Origin of the sequence: Citrobacter sp. Cpo069, assembly GCF_030332785.1 — a bacterium.
GTDB classification, from domain to species: domain Bacteria; phylum Pseudomonadota; class Gammaproteobacteria; order Enterobacterales; family Enterobacteriaceae; genus Citrobacter; species Citrobacter portucalensis.
This window is the reverse complement of record NZ_JAOWHD010000036.1, coordinates 86,347-100,202: the sequence shown is the minus strand read 5'-3', so window position 1 is coordinate 100,202 and position 13,856 is coordinate 86,347. Positions and strand designations below refer to the sequence as shown.

The following is a 13,856-nucleotide window of genomic DNA, read 5'->3' as shown; positions in this document are numbered from 1 at the left end:
TATACCGTAGAACCTTCATCGTCCGTTCCTGCCAGTAGCCGCCATAAGGCACACGCTGACTCAAATGGCCATAAAGATGGTGGAGTAGCATATTGCCTTCCAGCAGGATCCCTGCATGGTTCCACTTATTAGCCTGGACCTGCATGATAACCATATCACCTGGCTGCGGCACGCCACTGAATTCACGGAATCCGCATTCATACCAGCAATCATGGTAGAAGTTTTCGGGGTAACTGTCCTCCCACCAGGGATAATCCACGCGGTAATCCGTCAGCTCAATGCCGTGCGTTTGCCGGAAATAGCTCATCACCAGCCCCCAGCAATCGAAGTGACCGAGCACAAACGGGCGCTCCAGTAGCGGCAGCTCGCCCCGCGGCTGAATGGTACGCAGATCCCCCTCCGGCCAGCTGACGATGTGCCACGGAAGTAACATAGCGTCACACTGTGCCTTATCCAGTTCGCTCGCCTGCGTCGTGGCATCCGGGTGGCTGTGGACAATGGCAATCACTGTTCCCCAGTCTTCGGCAGCGGCGTAATCTTCCGGCGACAGGTGGAAATGCTCTGTCGGATCGGTTGCCAGATTACGGCAGGGAATGTACCGCTGCACCCTGCTTTTTTGCACCACTACGCCGCAGCATTCACGCGGATATTCAGCAGCAGCATGCGCCATAATGGCGTCGATAATTTTCTGACGCATATCAGCTCCTGATCAGGGATGTGCCAGGGAAGCCACCGAACGGCAACTCGTTCCCCTCGCCATGCCTCAACTTGCACGCAGTGAGCGTACCGGGACATTCATCGAGTGACGGATCGTTAACCGGGTTGTTGTGCTTGTCGAAATAACGCGTTCCGGCATAGTCACATCCATCACCTGAGCGATATTTGTTACGGATACACCAGGTACAAAGCGAATGTAGCTGGCGCGTCGGGATCATCAACCCCTGCAGGTCCATTGGACTGGACAACGTAAACGCCACCACCTCGTTGGTTTCAGTGCTCTTGGCGTCAATGTAAAACACCTTCAGCTTTTCCTGCTGCGGATCCGCTGACGGGTTTCCCTCCGGATAGTTTTTCGCATCCAGATACTGCGCCAGCGTGTCATGAATCGTGACCTTTGCCTGCAGCAGGTCATCATAAGTAAGACACAGCGCCGTAATGGAACTATCCAGGTTAGCTACCGACAGCGTCGGCTGCGCGCTGGTCCCGTCGGTCGCCGTCTCAATACCCTCGATCTGGCAGGGCCAGGCTTTATATTCCTGCCCCTGCCACCAGATTGATTTCGCCGGTAGCTTTTTTTCATCTCCACCAGCAGCGGCAATTTCATCGGGAGTGTGGACAATGTTGTGGGCGTGGAAGCGGAGAACGTCGGAAACACCAAATGAGGTGCCATCGACATCAAAAAGTCGGACAACATTGCCCGGCTCAAGTTTCTGATAATCACTGTTTAAGCTCATGGTGCAAACGCCTGTTCAAATGTGGCTGATACGGTTTCAACCGTTTTACTTTTGGTGACGCGCTGCAGGCTGTCTGCCTCAACGCGCCAGAGCGCAAGATCACCGCCAGGCGGGGTAAACGAAAAGGATTTCGTCTTATGGCGCCGCAGGAAAACATAGATATCCTTGACGGTTCCCGGTTCGCCGGTAAATGAAAACTCATAGCTGAGCGTTTCATCATTCAGACCGGCACCTGACACTTGCTTATAGCCATCACCAAACTGTGCCGTGCGGACGGTATCCTTACTTTTCAGGGTCGGCTGGCTGGATGCTTTAATCCGCCATGCAAAATGCTCGATCGCCATTGCTTACCTCTGTTTTGTTGCATTCCAGATGATGCCACCTGGCCGGACTTCTCTGGTGATACCTTCCCTGATGGAGCTGTTGATCACCTGCTGATAGGCTTTCCCCAGCGCATCGCCGCTTCCTTTCTGTTGACCGGAATCCCCCTGGCTTGTTGTAACCGAAACCGGCGCATACACGCTGACACCAAAAGGAGAAGCAACGCCAGCGCCACTCCCCCCGACCAGGCCACCAGTCGCATAACCGCGCATCATGCGATAAAGGTTGCCGACACCGATTCGGTTGGTGGCTTCCTGCGTAAAGACAAACTCTCCACGGTGCACCACACCTGCTGGTTCATACTTGCCGCCGGACCCGGTATAACCACCACCAGCAAAACCCAGCGCTGACGTGGCGGAACTGACCAGGCCAGCCATAGCCTGCTTCATCAGAATCTGCGTCAGCATCGACAACGTGGAACGGGTGAAATCTGCCCAGTTTGCTTTCCCTGTCGTCAGCATATCGGCCATATTCTGGCTGATACCATCGAATGTGGCTGAAGCAGCGGACTTCATCGAACCATAGGCATCAGCTGCTGAATCGGCATAGTCAGCCCACGCTGATTTCGCCCCGGCCTGCCAGTTGCCACGTAGCTCGTCCTGCGCGGCATAATATTTCTTCAGTGCATCCAGTTCGTTCTGATAACCCTGATCGGTGTCCGTACCGCCGGCATTCATCCAGCCCTGCCGCAGCTGTGCCTCTTCGTTTTGCCGCTGCGCGCCGCGACTGCTCATGCTGCCCCCGGCCACAAGCGCTCGGGTTTTCTCCCCAATCTGGGTAACGTACTTCTGCGAGCTGTCCTGCAGGCGGTTTAACCGTTCCTGGGCAACAATCTGATCGCCCAACCGGGCATTCACTTCGGCCCGCGCCAGTACCTCGTCTTTGTTCGCCAGCACCGATTTTTCATCGGCGGTCAGCGCGCGCTTTTTGGCGGCCTCTTCCAGCACCGAAAAGCGGGATTGCTGTTTCCACAATTCCTGCCGCTGCTGGCTGATGGTATCCGTGATGCTCTTATGCTCCTGCAGAGTGCGTAACTGCGCCTCCAGCTCCAGCGTTTGCGCGCTGGCAGTATCGACGCTTTTTACTCCTGCAGGTGTTTTCACCGCTGAAGGGGCTTTGGGTTTCTTCAGCGAGTCGTCGTATTCTTTTTTCGCTGCTTCCAGATTGATGTTGTAGTCAGCCTGGAGGATCCGACCGTCTTTCAGCGCCTTGTTCAGTTCATTCTGACGGGCCGTGTACTTCTCCAGCGCAGTCTGCGTCTTTGCATAATTCGACTGCGCCTGCACGGCATACTTCTGGCGGTCAGATTCAATCACCGCCTCGCGCGCGGCGTTATCCTCAGTTGCCTTTGCCACACTGGCCTGCTGTTGCGCCATTTCCAGTGCAAGGCGGGCAGATTCCCGATCGTTCCAGTAGCTGGCGCGCGCATCATCATTGACATAACCATCACCTTTACGCAGATTCCAGATTTCATCCGCCCGCTTAAAGGCCGCTTCAGCTTTGGCAACCATCTCCTGCGTGGTGTCAGGCCGCCCGATATCGAGCGCTGCATCCCACATCGATTTAAAGGCACGCTTCAGGCTGTCGGCAGCAGACTCAATCGACCCCATATTGTCGCGCAGGCTCTTTGTCTGCTCACGAAAACCGTTCGTCGCCGCATCATTAGCTGCCTGCAGCGCCCCGGCTTCATCCCCGGCACGCTGCAGCTGCGCCACATAAGCAATCTGTTCCGCTGTGACGTTGTGGAACTGCTGCGCCATGGCAATCAGACCAGAGGTCGGATCGTTCGTCAGTTTGCCGAATGCCGCCGCCACCTTATCGACCGGCACACCCGACGCATCGGTAAATTTCGCTACCGCCTGACTCATCTCATCGAACCGGGCACCGGCACGCACTCCGGCGTTGACCAGCTCCGTCAGCGCGCTGCTGGTCTGGTTAAACGTGAGTCCCGCCTGCTCGCCGGATTTCGCCAGCACCAGCATGCGGTTTGAGGTCAGCCCGGCAGTGTTACCGGACAGGACCAGCGTTTTGTTGAAATCAGACAGCGTGGACGAGCCCTGATACCAGGCGTAAAACACCGCGCCAGTGGCGGCCGCCAGCGCGCCAACACCTACCATCACCGGCGATATGGTGCCCAGCAGCGCCCGAAAGGTCGGAATGATACCGCCGAAGGAGTCTTTCACCTGACCGCCCTGCTGCAGCAGGATAAGCCACGGACTCTGTCCACCGGCCAGTTGGGTGGCGATATCCGTAAACTGCGCAGGCAGCATACGCATCGCCGCGTTGTACTGGCCGACAGAAATACCGGCCTTCTTCGCGGCGCTCTCCTGGCGGGTAAATGACTGCTGTACCTTCAGCGCCGAGTCATTCGCTGCGTCACCCGTCTGCTTAAACTGCCTTTTTACGTACTCCATCTGCTCGTTGAACTTTGACGAGTTAACATCAAGATTAACGACCAGGTCACCCACTGCCGTCTGGGCCATAGCGAACACCTCCTGAAATGCCCTCGGCCTTTGCCATCAGCACAGCGTCACCGGGTTCATCGTCGGCAATATCCTCCGCTGAAGGTGAAAGCAGGCTGAAGCTGGCAGGGGTTGATGTGGTTTTGGGGTCAAGCGCGGTAATGACGATATGCATCAGCGAGGAAAAATGTGCATCCAGTTGCACATCATTAAAAAAATTGTCCTGGTAGAACGTTCGCCAGTCGGCGTATTCCGTTGACGACATATCAGCAAGCATGGCGCGCCAGTCCGGGCGGCGAAATTCACGCGCCAGTTTCAGGACGAATGTCAGCTCGCTGGCGAGGACTTTTCCAGACTGACCGGCTCAGTCACAGCAACATCCTCTGGATCATTCGCTTCCTGCAGCGGCACCATGCCGGACAGCAGCTTCACGCTGTACTCTGCTGCGGAAACAATCTCCAGCGGCCAGGTCATCAGTACTTCATTCTGGATCTGCTCAACGTCTTCTTTCGGCGTTTTGTGCGCCCCTTTCAGGGGATGTCCATGCCATAAAGACATGGCCACCAGCAGTGCGCCGGATTTAATCGTCATATCCATCGCCGCCTGCATGTCGGCATCGGTGATACTTTCCAGCGTCTTCAGGTGTTCAAGATGCTCAATACGCTGCAGCGCCGACAGTTCGTAGAGCGTGACGGTCTTGCCGTTGCGTTCGAACGGCTCACTTTTTAAAAACATGGATTACTCCAGAAAGCGGGGCCACAGCCCCGGAAGTCAGGCAACGGTGACTTTACAGATCGCGACAAACAGCCCGTCGTTAGTCATCACAATAATGTCAGCGGTTCCGGCTGCAATACCGGTTACCGTCAGCACCGTACCGGCGACAGTCACCGTGGCTTTACCTGCATCCGTGGTGGTGGCCCGGAAAGATGGATCGCTTGCGCTGGCTGGCGCCACGGTGACATTCAGCGTGGTGGTGGCAGCAACCGCAACGGTGGTGGTCGATTTATCCAGGCTGACGCCGGTTACGTCAATCACTGCAGCAGCGCTGTCTTCAGCAAGACCAGGTTTGCCGTTGTTGCTGATTTTGACAGAACGGGTAATGGTGTCTTTTGCCGTCACCGTTTTACCCAGGCTGCTTACCCAGCCACGGAACACATCGATGGTGCCATTCGGGTATTTGATTTTGTACGCCAGCACGGTACCGTCATCAAACCAGCGAACCAGATCCTGCTGCCCGCTCTCGGCAGGTTTCCAGGCCAGCGTAAAACTGGCCTCCCCCGCCGATTTCTGGCCCTGTGAAGTGGACGTCCAGTCAGCATCCGCATCATCCAGATAGGTGTCGTCGTTTGATTCGGCAGTCAGTTCACCGGGCTGCAGGTCTTTAATCTTTGCCAGGCGCGTCCAGTCAACATCCGATAATGGGTTAGCGAACGGGTTGCCCGACCCGGAATAAATCCAGAGTGTGGTGGTGGCACCCTTTACCGGCGCCAGTGGGTTTGGTGTAGTCATTACGTCCTCACATAATGTAGCTGATGGAATAACTGAGGTCGGCAGATCCCCACGTCATGGCCTCTTCATCGCGCTGATAGTCATACCTCTGAGCCGCCATCAATTCGAGAAGATTTGCCAGTTCGGGAACATCAGCCATTGCCGGATAGATGCGGTCCTCCATCCAGGAATCCAGAGCACTGTCTGTAGCCGTGGCTTTTAGAAACACCTCAACATGCAGCACGGCTGTCCACATATCTTCATCAACACTTTCATCCGAGGCTCGGGCGTCAGAAAGGTAAACCGCAACCGCCGGAAGATCCTGCTCATCCAGAAACCCAGGACGACCATCGAACCATGTCACTGCATCTGAGATATTGCGCTGGAGCGCGGTTAGTACGGCTTTGCGGATATCACTGTTTTTCATCGTTTAAGGATCAGCCTCAGTTGGTTAGACAGGTTTTGTCGCATAATTTGCGGCATACGTTCGTCCATAAGTTTTGGCACTTCAGCCCGGAACGTTTCGGTCAGAGGAACGGAAAGGGGAATACTGACCACTTCAATGGGATACCGACTCTTTGTGGTACGCCGCAAGACATGCCAGCGACCGTTTGCCAGTTGTTGAATAAAGGCCCCGGGAAAACGAAAACGCCCCACACGCAGCTCACTGTTCGCACCTGACTTATCACGTTTACGCCGTGACAGACGCATACTGGATGGTCCCAGTTTGATAGCGGGAAGATTCCCGCGGTTTATGCGAATCAGAGCGCGCGGCTTCTCCACCGTAGCCCGACGTATCCGTGCACGCTGCCTGACCAGTTTTCGGGGAACGCGGGTTGATTTCGCGACAGCGGACACACTGCGATTGACCGCCTGCGTGGCGATACGGTTCACCGTCTGGGCGGAAGCGCGCGGTACAGCTCTTTTACTGATGCTGTTCAGATTAGCAATGGCCTGCTCCAGCCCCTTAATCGACATACTCCCTCCTGCTTACTCGATAAAGATGCGCGGTTTGCCGTTAAAGCGTTCGTGACGGGTAAGATGGAATTCCTCCCCTTCAAAAATCACCACGTCATTACGACGCGGCCTGTATCCTGCAGTAAACACCACCAGCGATCGCCCTGTTCCGCTCAAAGGCCCCATTTCTTCCAGAAACTCAGCCGGAATAACAATCATGGGCTCCCCGTTGATGGTCGCTGGCTTGCCCATTTTGTTCACCGTGACCGCATCCATGCGGTTGACAAGTCTGTCAAAGGGATTAGGCATTGATTTTCACGGCTACAATTGCGGAACTGGCAGCAGCATCTTCCCAGGCAACCCCAGCCAGATCGGCACCTGTCGCGTCGTTCTGCACTTTTCCATCTTTTATATGAACCTGCTCACCGATGGTGATCGCATCGGTAGTCAGCTTAGGCAGCAGGAAAACACCTTCGGTAAAACCGTCTCCCGTCTGGCCTGCCGCAATATCAGTAATGGCAATCGCCACGACTTTCCCCACCATCACCGGCGAACCACTCAGGATCTCAACGCTGCCCGTGTTGGCAATCTCAATAGTTTTGCCATGCTGTACAAAATTCTTCGCCATAAATTCAGTCTCCATCCAGCCCCATACGGGGCCGAATTCAGATACAAAAAAAGCCCTTATGGGCTGTGATGTGCTGCTTGAGTGGAAGGGATTATTTCCCGGTTGATTTCGCCAGGCCGCGATAATCCAGAGGAGATACACCGGCATCGATGCGCACTTTGGTGGCAATACCGTCGGTCGTGAAGCCTTCCTGCTGATCGATATACGGAGTATCAACGCCGTTCAGGTAAGCCACTTCGATGGTGTCCGTGCCCTTAGCGGCGGCCAGATACCAGGCGCTGGTGTCTTTGGCGTCAAGACGCGGCTCCGCGATAACTTCAGCAAAGTTCTGAATTGGGTTCATGATACCGGCGTTGATATCCGCCCCTTTCACACTGGCAGACTTGATCGTCTGGTTTGCCAGGGTTTCGAGCGCGACAGGCACCAGCATGAATGCCGGGCGAATATTCAGGGGACGCTCACCCTCTTTCTGCAGACGCATCATCTTGCGCGCTTCATCAAGGCTGGCTACAGAAATCGCGCCTGCGGAGATATTGCCGTGATCAGCATGGAACAGCGGCTTGCCATCAGACAATTTCGCGTTTTCGGTCAGAACGGCATACACCAGATCGCCGATCGTCCCTTTTGCCGCGCGGCCCATCTTCATAGGTACATCGGTTAACTGATTCAGATCGTCGTTGATGATCGCCTGACGGGTAATAGAGAAGATTTCCCCGTAGGTGGCCAGCGCAATGCTTTCACCTTTATCTTTGGTGGTCACATACTTATATTCAGCCCCCTCGCGAACCTGGCGCAGGGAAGAAAAACCACCAAGACCGACACGATGTGCCGTTTTAAAGTCTGACAACTGGCCTTTCTTAGTCCACTGCTCGAAAGTTTCTGCCGCTTCCTCCCAGCCCTGCAGCAACGCTTTATTAGCAACATCGAGCAGGATATTACCGAAGTCAGACGTGCTGTGTGTCAGTGCCATACCGACCATCTGCATCGGGTTATAGCTGGAAACGCCGATGCCGCGCTCGGTCAGCGCCATACGGGCATATTCGCGCAGCGTCATGCCGTTATAGACGTTGTCCCGCTCCATGCTCTCGAAGCCCGCGCGCGCCATCAGCGCCTGGCGGACACCATCTCCAACAAAGTTACCGTTCCCGGCGTAAATATGCGCATCCGTGGTTTTATTCGACGGTGTAGCATTTTTGCCCAGCGCCGCCAGCAGTTCATCTTTAGCCTGAGCCACTGTGCACTCCGGATCCGCGATGCATTTATTCTGCAGCTCATGATGCTTGCCGCCGAACATCGCAAAGAGATCGTTGATACCATTTACGCGGCTCTTTTGCTCGGCGAGAACCTGAGCACGGATTGTCGCTTCATCTGATGCTGCCGGCTGAGGCGTAGTCACCTGCGGCTGAGGTTGTTGTGGCTCACGCGCAGTGATATTGCGCGGTGGGGTGATCATGTTGCGAATGCTGTTTGGCATCTTTTCAAAATCCTCGATACGTTTTGATTGAATACAGGCCATTGCCTGCAGAGAGGTAGTGACCTGATCGGCAAAGCCATGCGCTAAGCATTCTTTACCGTCCATCCAGGTTTCATCGTCCAGCATGGCGGCGATTTCTTCGGTCGTTTTTCCAGTTTTCTCCGCGTAGGCAGGGATCAGGACAGACTCGACCTTATCCAGCAGATCGGCATAATCCCGCATGTCGTTGGCATCACCACCCGCAAATCCCCATGGTTTGTGGATCATCATCATCGTGTTTTCCGGCATAATTACCGGGTTGCCAACCATCGCAATCACCGAAGCCATTGAAGCTGCCAGACCATCAATGTGAACGGTGATTGCCGCGCCGTGATGCTTCAGGGCATTAAAAATGGCGATGCCATCAAAGACATCGCCACCGGGCGAATTGATGTGAAGGTTGATATGGGTAATATCGCCCAGCGCCTTCAGGTCATTCACAAACTGGCGCGCCGTCACCCCCCAGTAGCCGATCTCGTCGTAGATATAAATATCCGCTTCGTTGTCGGCGCTGGCCTGCATACGGAACCAGGAATTACTTTTTGCGCTGGCTTTCGGACGGTGGTGCGCCCGGTTCTTTGGCTTCGGCACTTGTGCCTCCTTTGTCATTGGCAGGGTCAGTGTCAAACACCAGCCCCATCTCTTTGTTTTCGTCGATCTCTGCCTTCCGGCGCGCCTTCACATCGTTCGGGTTACGTCCGCTGGCGCGGACCCAGTCGGATTCCGTTGCCGCTCCGCCCCGGATCTGTAACTTCCAGGCATTGGCCTCTTTAACCGGATCGATCCACGGCATAACAGGGCCGGAATACACCGCCGAGTACAGCGACTCCATATCCAGACCGCGGGGTAATTTAATCTCGCCAGCGGCCACCGCCATTTTCAGCCAGGCGCGGTACATTGGCCGGGTCACCGCGCCAATAAACCAGTCCTGTAAAATGAGATAGCCATCTGTTGATTCCACCAGTTCCTGCCGCTGCGCGCTGTAGGTGCCGTTGTAGTTTCTGGCTGTGCTTGAAAAGCTGAGTCGGCTGCCTGCTGCGACAGCGCGAAGTTGCCCATTACGGAAGGTTTCAAGGTTAGGATTGGGCCGGTCAGATTTCACCATGCCGATATCTTCACCAGGCTTCAGATCGTCATAAATGATGCCTGGCTGAATCATCACTTCCCGATCATCATCATCGGAAGAACTGTTACTCTCTTCGAAGCTTTGCCCGTCCCCCTTTTTGATGTACATACCCAGCGCAGCAGCAATACGTGCGGCGGTGAGCTCAGCATCTTCATACTCTTTAAGTGCGCTCAGACGCATCAGTACACCGGATAGCATCGATACGCCCCGGGTCTGGTGCAGACGGCGGACAAATTTAAGATGCAGCATGTTTTCCGCATCCACTTCTTTGGTATCAAGCTGACGGCCTGAAACGGGCAGGCTTTTATAAACCTGATATTTCCTTGGTCTGCCCCAGTTGTCGACGAATACCCCCTGATTAAGCTGGCTGGCAGCATCGCTGTTCATGGGAATAAAATCTGGTTCAAGCGCTTCAAGCCAGAAGGGGATACCGGCTGCTGGCGTAAGACCATTCCCGGTTCCACTGACAAGCTGGGCAAACACTTCGCCATCCCGCAGCCAGGTGCGCAACATCAGGCGCTCAAGCATCGGGCGGGTAAACTGGTTCGTGACATCAGGCCTGACAGACCATTCTGCCCATTTATTACGGATCTGATCTGCCAGCTTTTTGGCGATTTTACCGTTCATCAGTTTGGGATGGGGTTCAACAATAATTCCGGCTTTCCCCACCACCCTCTCTTCCAGCTTATCGAACACCCCAATCACCAGATCGTGATTGTTATCGAGCCACCGGGCCTGCTCCCGCAGTGATACCGCCCCCATTTTGCTGAGCTGATCAGCTGAACGATTTTCACGGCGCCCTTTGTGCGTTCTGGTCGGGGTAACGGCTTCATATGCCCTGATTTTCGCGCGCGCCTGCAGACGGGCTGCTTTCCAGCCAGGCGAAAAGACCCCAATCGCATCATCTAAAAGGCTCATTCAAACCTCGCCAGTCGGTAACCGGGTCGCCCGCGGCGATGAGAAATAAGAGAAGAGAGCCGACGCTCCCACTCCTGACGCCCTTTTCGGATTTCCGACAGGTTCTCCATCGTCATTTCCTGCCCATTGAAACGGATAGTTTTGCCATCCAGCACCGCCATTTCGGCTTCGGTATATCGCTGGATCATGGTTTCAATATCAACACGGTTCACAACCATCCTCCTGATGTACTCCAGGGGTTAGAATCATCGGTTACGGGATTTTTCCGCTTCCGTTTTTTGGTGGGTACTGGTTCTGGTGTCTGGGATGCCGCTTCGCCAGCTTCCGGCGGCGCGTTCTCCAGCCAGGTTTCCCGCCTCGCCCACTCAGGAGCAGCGGGCCATTTGATTTTCTCGTAGCCGTGGAGGATGGCGAGCGCATCTGCGTAGACCAGCAGGTCAAATGCTTCGTTTGCACCACGTCCCGGCTTACTCCATTTGCCATCGGTCGATCGCTCCTCATAGGTCAGTTCATCGTAAAACCAGCTGCCGAGCCAGTCAGGGAAATGCACGTAATTCGGGCCAGGCGAATCACGCCACAAAGCGTTATTCACCTGGTCTTTAAGTGCGTCGGTCTGGAGAAGATAAAGCGGCACATCACCGGCGGCTTTTGCACGTCGTGTGGATCTATCAGTGTTGTCAGGGAAAGTACGGGTGATGAGTTTCGAACGGTGTACACTGTCCCCCTTAAAGAGATAAATCTTTTTGCCCAGCCCTTCACGACGACATTTGCGCCAGAATTTGTAAGCGTTGTCGGTGACGCCATCTTCCCCGCCGGAATCGACAGCCATCGCCATAAGGCGCATACGTTTCGACGGGTCACTTGCTAATGCCCATGACTTTTCGAACACGTCTGACAGCAACAAATCCCAGTCTTCCGGATAACTTGCCGGGTCTATGGGATAACACTCGCCGTGCTCATTGGCCCTTAATGACTGCCGGATGTTGTAGCGGTCCACAACCCAACGTTCACCCTGTGCACCGTAGCCAGTGACCTGCACCACGAAACGCCGGGATTTGCCGCCCTGAACATCGACCGTTGCAGTCATAAACAGCACACCATCTGGAACCGTTCGCTTTGGTACATCTTCGGCACGTTGCTCCAGCAGTTCGCTTTTACGCTGCTCCAGATTGGCGCGGGGCAAATAGGGTCGCCCAAAGTCGGTGTTTACAACTGTTTTGAGCGTTTCTTCGCTCTGGGTGGCCTCATATTCCTGCTCAGCAGTCAGGAATTTGTACATCATCTGCGCCCAGGTCTGATAAGCAGCTGCCGGGCCTTCCATCCAGAACGAGGCGATACGAGATCTGCGGGGTTCACCATATCGCTTGCCGTCCCGGTCCATTTTTTCCCCATCACGCAACCATACATGGCGAATATTCAGGTCACGCTTCATCTCGGGCGTAATTTTGCCTTTGCATGCTGGGCACTGGAGGTAGGCAGATTCACTTGCTACAACGGGGTCAGGCGTCTCACGGAATCCTGTCATATTGGCGATTTCCGGCTGAAAATATTCCCCGCAATGCGGGCATGGCCAGTAAAGCCGTCGCCGATCACCTTTATTAAATAGCGATAATATTCCTGTTGTCGGGGGAGCTTCATGCGCGCTGGTTGGTCGCCATTTGGTGTCACGGATCTCGCGACCGGGAGAACTTTCTACAAGCGTCATCCCGCTGGACATAAATGTGGTGGTTCGTTTCGAACCAAGAGAAAACGCATCACCCTCGCCGTCGATATCCTCAGGGAAACGATCGTAGTCAGTCAGCGCTACACTTTTATAGTCTGACGAGGACATGATATTCACCGACGGCCAGCCAATCTTTAGATAATTCCCTGCACGAAATGTACGGTCGTGGACGTTATTATCGTTCCGGCGCGGGCTGAGTCGTGATTTCACATCAGGACTACAGCGGAATGTGCGATCGAGGCGTTTCTTTGAGTGCTCACGCGCTTTTTCTTCGGATACCTGTATGACCAGCATATCTGCGGGATCACAAACGATGTTATAGACAATCCAGCCATCAATCAGACCAATCGTTTTCCCTGTTCGGGCAGGCCCTACAAACACCACAGCATCGTATTCTCTTGAAGCCAGGCTATTCATCGGCTCGATGATGTAAGGGGCCAGATTTGGATCCCACTTAACAGAGTTACCCGCACCGATAGGGACACGCATGAAATCGCGGACCGCATCAGCTACCTTCATGCGACGCGGGGCACGTAAAATACCGGAGATATCCCGGCGGATACCTCTGGCTGATGCCCGTTTTGCCATCAGTCCTCCTCTGGCTCTTCCTCCTCTTGTTCGGCGTCCATTACTTTTTGTGCAACCTGATCACGCAAATCATCAATCACGTCTTGCACACGCGAGACAGCGGCTGGTGTCAGTGCGCAGTCGCGCTCAAGAATGTCCGGTAGAGTTTCAAGCACCGTTACAACAGCTTTCGCCATCAGTGAAAATTCTCTGGCAACGTCTTCAGCGGGAATGAGCTGCTTCGTATCTACCTCAAATTTCAGCCGCTCGTTCTCGGCCTTCCAGTGCGCGAGCCTGTCCGATGGTTCCATTTCCTCTACGTTGGACGTTGAGACGGTCGGAATCATCAGTTCACTCAAAATATCGGTGACGAGATACAGCTTGAGTTTGCTGTTACTACCGGCGGCAGGTTCAACATTTTTTAGCCTGGCGGCAACAGTCTGCCGATGCACGCCAGTGATGCCAGCCAGCTGGTTAATGTTGAGTTTTAACGAAGCAATTTCCTGGCCCATGATGGTGAACACTTTTTGAACGATTCGACATCATTGAAAAATCGTGGTTTGAAAAATCAATGGATTGCACGAATGATGATGATGACCATAGATCGCAAAAACTAGCCGATTCCCGCGAGCACGCCGC

General features: G+C 54.5%; 16 protein-coding genes. All 16 read right to left on the bottom strand.

The window, feature by feature from the left end:
• Nucleotides 1-697: C40 family peptidase (locus tag OGY08_RS02630; protein WP_286565545.1), on the bottom strand; the 697-nt coding region annotated here is incomplete at its 3' end.
• A gap of 1 nt (nt 698) precedes the next feature.
• Nucleotides 699-1,454: a phage minor tail protein L gene (locus tag OGY08_RS02625; protein ID WP_286565543.1), complete on the bottom strand. Its 756-nt coding sequence runs from the start codon at nt 1,452-1,454 to the stop codon at nt 699-701.
• Nucleotides 1,451-1,798: a phage tail protein gene (locus OGY08_RS02620; RefSeq protein ID WP_125363803.1), complete on the bottom strand. Its 348-nt coding sequence runs from the start codon at nt 1,796-1,798 to the stop codon at nt 1,451-1,453. The genes OGY08_RS02625 and OGY08_RS02620 overlap by 4 nt, the downstream gene beginning before the upstream one ends.
• 3 nt (nt 1,799-1,801) lie before the next feature.
• Nucleotides 1,802-4,318 carry a phage tail tape measure protein gene (locus tag OGY08_RS02615; RefSeq protein ID WP_126317845.1) on the bottom strand — a complete coding sequence of 839 codons (2,517 nt, stop codon included), beginning with the start codon at nt 4,316-4,318 and terminating at the stop codon, nt 1,802-1,804.
• Complete coding sequence (locus tag OGY08_RS02610) at nt 4,296-4,574, bottom strand: phage tail assembly protein T (protein WP_286565540.1); 279 nt, start codon at nt 4,572-4,574, stop codon at nt 4,296-4,298. Before OGY08_RS02610 ends, OGY08_RS02615 begins: the two co-directional genes overlap by 23 nt.
• Before the next feature lie 50 nt (nt 4,575-4,624).
• Nucleotides 4,625-5,032: a phage tail assembly chaperone G gene (gene gpG, locus OGY08_RS02605; RefSeq protein ID WP_008784480.1), complete on the bottom strand. Its 408-nt coding sequence runs from the start codon at nt 5,030-5,032 to the stop codon at nt 4,625-4,627.
• A gap of 36 nt (nt 5,033-5,068) precedes the next feature.
• Complete coding sequence (locus OGY08_RS02600; protein WP_286565538.1) at nt 5,069-5,806, bottom strand: phage tail tube protein; 738 nt, start codon at nt 5,804-5,806, stop codon at nt 5,069-5,071.
• Between the two features lie 7 nt (nt 5,807-5,813).
• Nucleotides 5,814-6,212: a phage tail terminator protein gene (gpU, locus tag OGY08_RS02595; protein WP_125363801.1), complete on the bottom strand. Its 399-nt coding sequence runs from the start codon at nt 6,210-6,212 to the stop codon at nt 5,814-5,816.
• Complete coding sequence (locus OGY08_RS02590) at nt 6,209-6,763, bottom strand: phage tail protein (protein WP_008784477.1); 555 nt, start codon at nt 6,761-6,763, stop codon at nt 6,209-6,211. Before OGY08_RS02590 ends, gpU begins: the two co-directional genes overlap by 4 nt.
• Nucleotides 6,764-6,775: 12 nt before the next feature.
• The gene (locus tag OGY08_RS02585; RefSeq protein WP_125363800.1) at nt 6,776-7,051 is read right to left on the bottom strand and encodes an ATP-binding protein; all 276 of its coding nucleotides are present in this window, start codon (nt 7,049-7,051) and stop codon (nt 6,776-6,778) included.
• A complete protein-coding gene (locus OGY08_RS02580) occupies nt 7,044-7,370 on the bottom strand; it encodes a DUF2190 family protein (protein ID WP_008784475.1) in 327 nt (108 codons plus the stop codon). Before OGY08_RS02580 ends, OGY08_RS02585 begins: the two co-directional genes overlap by 8 nt.
• A 91-nt stretch (nt 7,371-7,461) precedes the next feature.
• Nucleotides 7,462-9,492, bottom strand: a complete 2,031-nt coding sequence (locus OGY08_RS02575) for a ClpP-like prohead protease/major capsid protein fusion protein (protein ID WP_353622337.1) — start codon at nt 9,490-9,492, stop codon at nt 7,462-7,464.
• Entirely contained in the window at nt 9,419-10,927 is a 1,509-nt protein-coding gene (locus OGY08_RS02570) for a phage portal protein (protein WP_044700357.1), read from the bottom strand. Before OGY08_RS02570 ends, OGY08_RS02575 begins: the two co-directional genes overlap by 74 nt.
• The gene (locus OGY08_RS02565; RefSeq protein WP_125363798.1) at nt 10,924-11,139 is read right to left on the bottom strand and encodes a DUF6148 family protein; all 216 of its coding nucleotides are present in this window, start codon (nt 11,137-11,139) and stop codon (nt 10,924-10,926) included. Before OGY08_RS02565 ends, OGY08_RS02570 begins: the two co-directional genes overlap by 4 nt.
• Nucleotides 11,136-13,238, bottom strand: a complete 2,103-nt coding sequence (locus tag OGY08_RS02560) for a phage terminase large subunit family protein (protein ID WP_125363797.1) — start codon at nt 13,236-13,238, stop codon at nt 11,136-11,138. Before OGY08_RS02560 ends, OGY08_RS02565 begins: the two co-directional genes overlap by 4 nt.
• A complete protein-coding gene (locus OGY08_RS02555; RefSeq protein ID WP_275388314.1) occupies nt 13,238-13,729 on the bottom strand; it encodes a DUF1441 family protein in 492 nt (163 codons plus the stop codon). Before OGY08_RS02555 ends, OGY08_RS02560 begins: the two co-directional genes overlap by 1 nt.
• Nucleotides 13,730-13,856 lie beyond the last annotated feature (127 nt).